Raw genomic sequence first — 8,111 nt, forward strand, 5'->3', positions numbered from 1 at the left:
GTAAATCAATCAGCAGTAGTCCAAGAACAAAACGTGAATAATCAAGTTGTGAAAGAAAATAAACCAGCTGTTAATAAGCAAGAAGAAAGTAAGAAATCATTAGGAGCAACAGGTGGACAAGAGAATACATCAACATTACTTTCAGGCATAGCGTTAGTTCTTTCAGCACTGAGTATGTTTGTATTTAGAAAGAGATTATTTAAGAAATAAAAAAACGTTTTATCTTATTATAACGTAAGATGATTATACGAGTTTTTGAGAAGACATTATCATGGCGATTTCATTTTGAAATATGCTTATGGTGATGTCTTTTTTAGAAGGAGATAAATGTAAAAGGTGTGAATATATTAGTGAAGGAGGAGAGGTTATGTATGTCAGTTCTATTTTGAAAATTGAAGAGGTGGCAGCATTTATTGCGAATATGAATAAAGATGCTACTCATCATGTTGGCTATTGTGGAGATGAGAAAGAGGAGTTGTTACAGACAATTATTCATGATTTTTCAGATATAGGCTGGGAACAATCTTTTGTTGCTACTTATGAGAATAATAATTTAATAGGTTTATTAGGATTTGATGTGGATGAAGTAAAGAAATGTGCAGAGATATGGGGACCGTTTATTATCGCAGAGAATTGGGAAGAAGTTGCTTTACATATGTGGAAGGAACTTATAGAAAAGGTGCCTTTTCATATTGAGAGATTTTATGGTTTTTATCATGTGGAAAATAATAATTGTGCCCGTTTAATGAGGAATTTACATGCAAAAGAACAAGGTCGACATAGTATTCTCGTTTTAAATAATATTGTGGAGCACCGTATTATATGTAATGTAGAAGAGGCTTTACCACAAGTGTTTGAGCAGTTTATCGCTTTACACAATCATGTGTTTTCTAATACGTATTATGACGGAAACGAAATTATTGAACGTTTAAGTAAGACGAATAAATTATTTGTAAGTATGAAGAATGATAAGTTAGAAGGTTATGTATATGTGGAAGTAAATCCAGAGTTTCAAGAAGCGAATATCGAATTTATTGCAACCGCTGAAAATAGTAGAAGAAAAGGTGTCGGAGAGCGGTTATTACAAAAGGCAATTCAGTATATTATTTCCTTCCAAGGAATGAAGGAGATAGAATTATGTTTGAATACGAATAATGATCGTGCGATGAAATTGTACAAGAAAGTAGGATTTGAGGAGAAGGCATGTTTACAACACTATATAATAGAGTGAAAACCCATTCGTATGAAAATTATATTTCATACGAATGGGTTTTATTAATCTACTTTTCCCTCAGTTGTTACGGATTCAGAAGTAATTTGAGGTGCTAATCGTTACATAACTTTTTTTACTTTTTGCGTAACTTCTTTCGTTTGCAAATTAACATCTTCTTTTCGTAGCTCTTTAAAGAGTGAAGTAACCATAAGAACGACTACAATAGAAAATGGTAGCGCAGCAATTATAGCTGCTATTTGCAGTGCATTTAATCCTCCAGCTTGTAATAAAATAGCGGCAATTATCGCGATTGTTAATCCCCATATAAGTTTTAAACTATTTTTCGGTGATAAGCTTCCGTTACTCGTTTGCATGGAAACAACAAATGTTGCTGAATCAGCAGAAGTAACGAAAAATGTGGCTACTAAAATTAACCCGATAATCGTTAAAAATGTAGAGAATGGTAGATGTGAAATAACAGCAAATAATCCAATCTCTGTACCATTTTTTGCAATTTCATCAGCTATTCCAAGCGATTGGAACATTTCCATATGAATTGCGGTACCACCAAATACTGCAAACCAAAATGTACAGATAAGAGTTGGGACTAATACAACTCCAAAAATAAATTCTTTTATTGTACGCCCTTTAGAAATACGTGCGATAAATGTGCCGACGAATGGAGACCAAGAAATCCACCATCCCCAATAGAAAATAGTCCAGTTTTCAATCCAAGAAGAAGATTTTTCATTAAATGCTCCTAAATTTAATCCCATACTAGGCAAAGCTCCAATATAAGAACCGAGTGTAGATGTGAAATATTTCATAATAAATACGGTTGGCCCTAAAAGTAAGAAAGAGATGAGTAAAATACCTGCAAGAGAGAAATTCAAGTTACTCAAATATTTAATCCCACGATCTAAGCCAGTTTGTGCACTTGTTAAATATAAAACAGCGAAGATAGCTATAAGTACGAGCTGGGTAAGTAAAGTGTTATGAATGGAAGGGAATAAATAGCTTAATCCTCCAGCAATTTGTTGAGCACCAATCCCAACAGATGGTACAATGCCAAACACTGTGGCTAAAACAGCTAAAATATCAACTGTTTTTCCGATACGAGAATTTTTCGATCGATTAAATAATGGAGTAACTGTAGCCCCGATAGTGCTACCTTTTTGTTTGCGGAATGTGAAATATGCAATTGTTAAAGCGACCATTGCGTATAGTGACCACGGAAAGAGTCCCCAGTGGAAAAATGAATATTGCATAGCGAGTTTGGCGCTTTCTTCTGTACCTGCTTTTCCTGTTAATGGATCTGTAAAATGTGAAATCGGTTCAGCGATTCCATAAAAGAGGAGTCCAATTCCCATTCCTGCCCCAAACAACATGGATAGCCAAGATGGATAATTATATTTTGGCTTTTCTCCATCTTTACCAAGACGAATAGAACCGTACTTAGAAAATGCTAAATAAGCAGCCAAAATAATCATTGTAGTCATAAGTAGAGAGTAAAACCACCCAAATTTATTGAGGATAAATGAGTTTAAAGAAGATGTAACACTTTGTAAATCGTAGCCTTGTATCCAACTTGCTGGGGTAATTCCCCATATAATGAATAATGTTGTTAGCAAGAAGGAGATATAAAATACACTGTTTTCTTTTTTTATCATAGAATCCCACCTTTATTTAATAAAGTTAACAATTATAATAATCATAACAATTAAGTTTTTAATTGTCAAAAAATTCCCTTTTTATAACGTGAAAGGATGTAATTTGTTTTAGGGAGGTAAAGAGCAATGCGTTCACGATATGTACAAATTATAGGAAGAAATAATATGAAATATTGCATTTTATATTGTTACATCCAGATTTTATGTTAAATTCTTGAATGGAATATTAAAATAGGGGGCAAGGATATGAACAAGAAATCAAAGATCAATAAAGTGATGCTTAGCATTAGTACAATGGCTTTATCGTTAGGGGCACTTCAAACTCATGCAGCAGCGGAAGAAAAAGTACCATATAACGTGTTGAAAACGAAACCGGTTGGAATTGAAAAGCCGGTAGATGAAGTTGGACATATTTCAAAAGTGGATGAAACTTTATCATTTCAAGAACGTTTAAAAGTAGGAGATTTTTCACAGCGACCAGCATCTATTACGAAGAAAGCTGCAGTAAAGCAAGTTAAAGACAGCTATTCAATGGCTGATTTAAACAAAATGAATGATCAAGAATTAGTTGAAACGTTAGGCAGTATTAAGTGGCACCAAATTACAGACTTATTCCAGTTTAATGAAGATGCAAAGGCTTTTTATAAAGATAAAGGAAAAATGCAAGTCATTATAGATGAATTAGCTCATAGAGGTAGTTCATTTACGAAAGATGATTCAAAAGGAATTCAAACGTTTACTGAAGTGTTGCGTTCAGCTTTTTATCTTGCATTTTATAATAGTGAATTAAGCGACTTAAATGAAAGAAGCTTCCAGGATAAATGTTTACCTGCTTTAAAAGCAATCGCAAAAAATCCAAACTTTAAGCTTGGTACAGTTGAACAAGATACAGTCGTATCTGCATACGGTAAATTAATTAGTAATGCTTCAAGCGATGTTGAAACGGTTCAATACGCATCGAATATTTTAAAGCAATACAATGATAATTATACTACTTATGTAAATGATCGAATGAAGGGACAAGCAATATACGATATTATGCAAGGTATTGACTATGATATACAGTCGTACTTAACTGAGGCTCGTAAAGAAGCGAATGAAACGATGTGGTATGGAAAAGTAGATGGGTTTATTAATGAAATAAATCGTATTGCTCTTCTAAATGAAGTAACGCCAGAAAATAAATGGCTCGTTAATAATGGCATTTATTTTGCTAGCCGTTTAGGGAAATTTCATAGCAATCCGAATAAAGGATTAGAGGTTGTTACACAAGCAATGCATATGTACCCGCGCTTAAGTGAACCGTATTTTGTTGCAGTAGAACAAATTACAACAAATTATAATGGTAAAGATTATAGCGGGAATACAGTAGATTTAGAGAAAATACGTAAAGAAGGAAAAGAGCAATACTTACCAAAAACGTACACATTCGACGATGGATCAATTGTGTTCAAAACAGGAGATAAAGTATCAGAAGAAAAAATTAAGAGACTATATTGGGCTGCGAAGGAAGTAAAGGCACAGTATCACCGTGTAATTGGAAATGACAAAGCGTTAGAGCCAGGAAATGCGGATGATGTATTAACGATCGTAATTTATAATAGTCCAGATGAATATCAGTTAAATAGACAATTGTATGGATATGAAACAAACAACGGTGGAATTTATATAGAAGAGACAGGTACATTCTTTACATATGAGCGTACACCAGAGCAAAGTATTTATAGTTTAGAAGAGTTATTCCGTCATGAATTTACTCATTATCTGCAAGGGAGATATGAAGTTCCTGGTTTATTTGGAAGAGGAGATATGTATCAAAATGAAAGGCTAACTTGGTTCCAAGAAGGAAATGCAGAGTTTTTCGCAGGATCTACTCGTACGAATAACGTTGTACCAAGAAAGAGTATAATTAGCGGATTATCATCTGATCCTGCAAGCCGTTATACAGCAGAGCGTACACTATTTGCTAAATACGGTTCTTGGGATTTCTATAATTACTCGTTCGCATTGCAGTCTTACTTATATACGCATCAGTTTGAAACATTTGATAAAATTCAAGATTTGATTCGTGCGAATGACGTAAAAAATTATGATGCATATCGTGAAAATCTAAGTAAAGATCCTAAGTTAAATAAAGAGTATCAAGAGTATATGCAGCAGTTAATTGATAAGCAAGATACATACACTGTACCAGAAGTAGCTGATGATTATTTAGCTGAACATGCAACGAAGTCGTTAGCAGCGGTGAAGAAAGAAATTAGTGATACGTTGCCTATGAAAGATACAAAAATGACAAAACATAATTCTCAATTCTTTAATACATTTACATTAGAAGGTACGTATACAGGTAGTGTCACAAAAGGTGAATCAGAAGATTGGAAAGCGATGAGTAAAAGAGTAAATGAATCTTTAGAACAATTGGCGCAAAAAGAATGGAGTGGCTACAAAACTGTTACAGCATACTTTGTCAATTATCGTGTGAATAGCTCAAATGAATTTGAATATGATGTAGTCTTCCATGGAATCGCAAAAGATGATGGAGAAAATAAAGCTCCAACGGTTAATATAAATGGCCCTTATAGTGGTCTTGTAAAAGAGGGAATTCAATTTAAAAGTGATGGCTCAAACGATGAAGATGGAAAAATTGCTTCTTATTTATGGGAATTTGGAGATGGAAGCACAAGTGCAGAAGTGAATCCAGTACATGTATATGAAAGAGAAGGTTCTTATAAAGTATCGTTAAGAGTAAAAGATGATAAGGGAAAAGAGAGCAGAAGCGAAACAACTGTTACGATTAAAGATGGAAGTTTAACAGAATCAGAACCAAATAATCGTCCAGAGGAAGCAAATCGTATCGGGCTAAATAGTACTATAAAAGGTAGTCTTATTGGCGGGGACCACACTGATGTTTATACATTTAATGTAGCATCAGCGAAAGATATCGACATTTCTGTTTTAAATGAGTATGGAATTGGGATGACATGGGTACTTCACCATGAATCAGATATGCAAAATTATGCGGCTTACGGTCAAGCTAATGGGAACCGTATAGAAGCAAAATTTAATGCAAAACCAGGTAAGTATTACTTGTATGTATATAAATATGATAATGGCGATGGAACATACGAATTGTCGGTAAAATAAGCTCTTTTCCAATGTATGTTTAACTTTACTTTTTGTGGAAAATAGTATATTATATAGATATATAATATATCGGTTATTTTCTAGGAGGAGCCTGTCACAATAGGTTTCTCCTGTTCTTTTTTAGAGGCCTGTCTTACAGGCTTTTCTTTAAAGGGTAAATAACTGAAAATTAAGAACGATAATCTTTGAAAGAGGTGGGGCATACACATAACAAAAAAGGGATTGTTTAAGAAAGGGGGATAAGAAATGGTCTTGTTTGGTTATCCACTTGAAACAATTTATTTATATGGATTTATTATTGCTACTATACTCACTGTTATTTATATCTTCTTTGGAGATATATTTGAATCGATATTTAGTTTTGGGGGCGGATCTGTATCCGTTGTTACTTTATTACTTAGTTTTTTCGCTATGTTATGTGGACTTAGTTATATAGGAGAATATTTATTTTCCTTTAATAGCATTCTTATTTTCGGGGCTGCATGTGCTATATCCTTTATTGGTGTATTTATAATGAAAATATTAATTTTAAAGCCGATTGCAGAAGCAGAACAAAATACCGTACAACGTATGGATGAATTTATCGGTTGCAAAGGAGAAGTCATTACGACAATTCCTACAGAAGGATTTGGTGAAGTATTAATTTCATCCCAATTTGGAAGTAATGCAATCCCAGCTAAAACAGTTGGAAAAAAAGACATTTCGCAAGGAACAGAGGTTATTATCGAGGGAGTCCAAGATGGTGTTTTACTTGTACAAAACATCGCTTATTCTTTAAAGAAACCAAAATTATAAGGGGGAATTTACATGACGATTCCATTAATTATCGGTGGAGTTTTACTCGCAATTTTAATTCTACTCATTTTAGTATTTATTACGAAGTATCGTACGGTTGGTCCGGATGAAGCGTTAATTGTTACAGGGAACTGGCTTGGTGGAGGAAAGAATGTAGTTACCACTGATGATGGAAAGAAGATTAAGATTATTCGTGGGGGCGGTACTTTCGTAGTTCCAATTATGCAAAGAGCAGAGCCTTTAAGCTTATTAAACTATAAATTAGAAGTTGGTACACGTGATACGTATACGAAACAAGGTGTACCGATCACAGTAAACGGTGTTTCTATTATTAAAGTGGGATCAACAATTGAAGAAGTTTCCACGGCAGCTGAACAATATTTAGGAAAAGAAACAGAAGAGTTAAAAATAGAAGCAAAAGAAGTTTTAGAAGGGCATCTCCGTGCTATCTTATCTTCTATGACAGTAGAAGATGCGTATAGTAATAGAGAGCAATTTGCTCAAAAGGTACATGAAGTAGCTTCTACAGATTTAAAGAAGATGGGACTTCGCATTGTTTCCTTCACAATTAAAGAAATAATGGATAAAAACGGATACTTAGATGCGCTTGGTCAGCCACAAATTGCGACAGTTAAGCGTGATGCAACAATTGCGAACGCAGAGCGTGAAAAAGAAGCACGTATTGAAAAAGCACGTGCAGAAAAAGAAGCAAAAGAAGCAGAATATCAACGTGATGCACAGATCGCTGAAGCTGAAAAACATAAAGAATTAAAAGTACAGTCCTATAAGAGGGAACAAGAGCAAGCACGTGCAGATGCGGATCTTTCTTACGAATTACAACAAGCGAAAGCACAACAAGGTGTTACAGAAGAGCAAATGCGCGTTAAAATCATTGAGCGTGAGAAACAAATTGAATTAGAAGAAAAAGAGATTGCGCGTCGTGAAAAGCAATATGATGCAGAAGTTAAGAAAAAAGCCGATGCAGATCGCTATGCTGTTGAGCAATCAGCGGAAGCAGAGAAAGTAAAACAAATTAAAAAAGCCGATGCGGATCAATATAAGATTGAAGCAGAAGCGAGAGCACGTGCAGAAGAAGTACGTGTAGAAGGTTTAGCGAAGGCGGAAATTGAAAAAGCACAAGGTCAAGCGAAAGCGGAAGTACAAAAAGCGCAAGGTACAGCAGAGGCTGATGTTATTAGGTTAAAAGGTTTAGCAGAGGCAGAAGCGAAACAAAAAATCGCAGAAGCATTTGAATTATATGGTCAAGCGGCAATTATGGATATGGTTCT

Annotated in this window: 6 protein-coding genes; 5 read left to right on the forward strand and 1 reads right to left on the reverse strand. The window is 34.5% G+C overall.

Features of this window, described 5'->3' with window-relative positions; translation table 11 throughout:
* Positions 1-210: LPXTG cell wall anchor domain-containing protein (locus tag MR170_RS28975; RefSeq protein WP_242310377.1), on the forward strand; the 210-nt coding region annotated here is incomplete at its 5' end.
* Positions 211-367: 157 nt separating this feature from the next.
* Positions 368-1,231 (forward strand): GNAT family N-acetyltransferase, encoded by an 864-nt coding sequence (locus MR170_RS28980; RefSeq protein ID WP_048565109.1) that lies wholly within the window; start codon positions 368-370, stop codon positions 1,229-1,231.
* 101 nt (positions 1,232-1,332) lie between these two features.
* Here MR170_RS28980 and opuD read toward each other — a convergent pair whose 3' ends face one another.
* The gene (gene opuD, locus MR170_RS28985; RefSeq protein ID WP_043935552.1) at positions 1,333-2,883 is read right to left on the reverse strand and encodes a glycine betaine transporter OpuD; all 1,551 of its coding nucleotides are present in this window, start codon (positions 2,881-2,883) and stop codon (positions 1,333-1,335) included.
* A 246-nt stretch (positions 2,884-3,129) separates the two neighbouring features.
* On the opposite strand from opuD, the gene colA reads away from it, so the two are divergent.
* The 3 genes from colA to MR170_RS29000 form a co-directional block, all read left to right on the forward strand.
* The gene (gene colA, locus MR170_RS28990) at positions 3,130-6,027 is read left to right on the forward strand and encodes a collagenase ColA (RefSeq protein ID WP_029441520.1); all 2,898 of its coding nucleotides are present in this window, start codon (positions 3,130-3,132) and stop codon (positions 6,025-6,027) included.
* A 246-nt stretch (positions 6,028-6,273) separates the two neighbouring features.
* On the forward strand, positions 6,274-6,822 hold the full coding sequence (locus MR170_RS28995; RefSeq protein ID WP_016083604.1) for an NfeD family protein: 549 nt from the start codon (positions 6,274-6,276) through the stop codon (positions 6,820-6,822).
* Positions 6,823-6,834: 12 nt separating this feature from the next.
* Positions 6,835-8,111: flotillin family protein (locus MR170_RS29000; RefSeq protein ID WP_242310379.1), on the forward strand; the 1,277-nt coding region annotated here is incomplete at its 3' end.

This window comes from Bacillus cereus group sp. BfR-BA-01524, from assembly GCF_022662595.1.
GTDB lineage: Bacteria > Bacillota > Bacilli > Bacillales > Bacillaceae_G > Bacillus_A > Bacillus_A thuringiensis_S.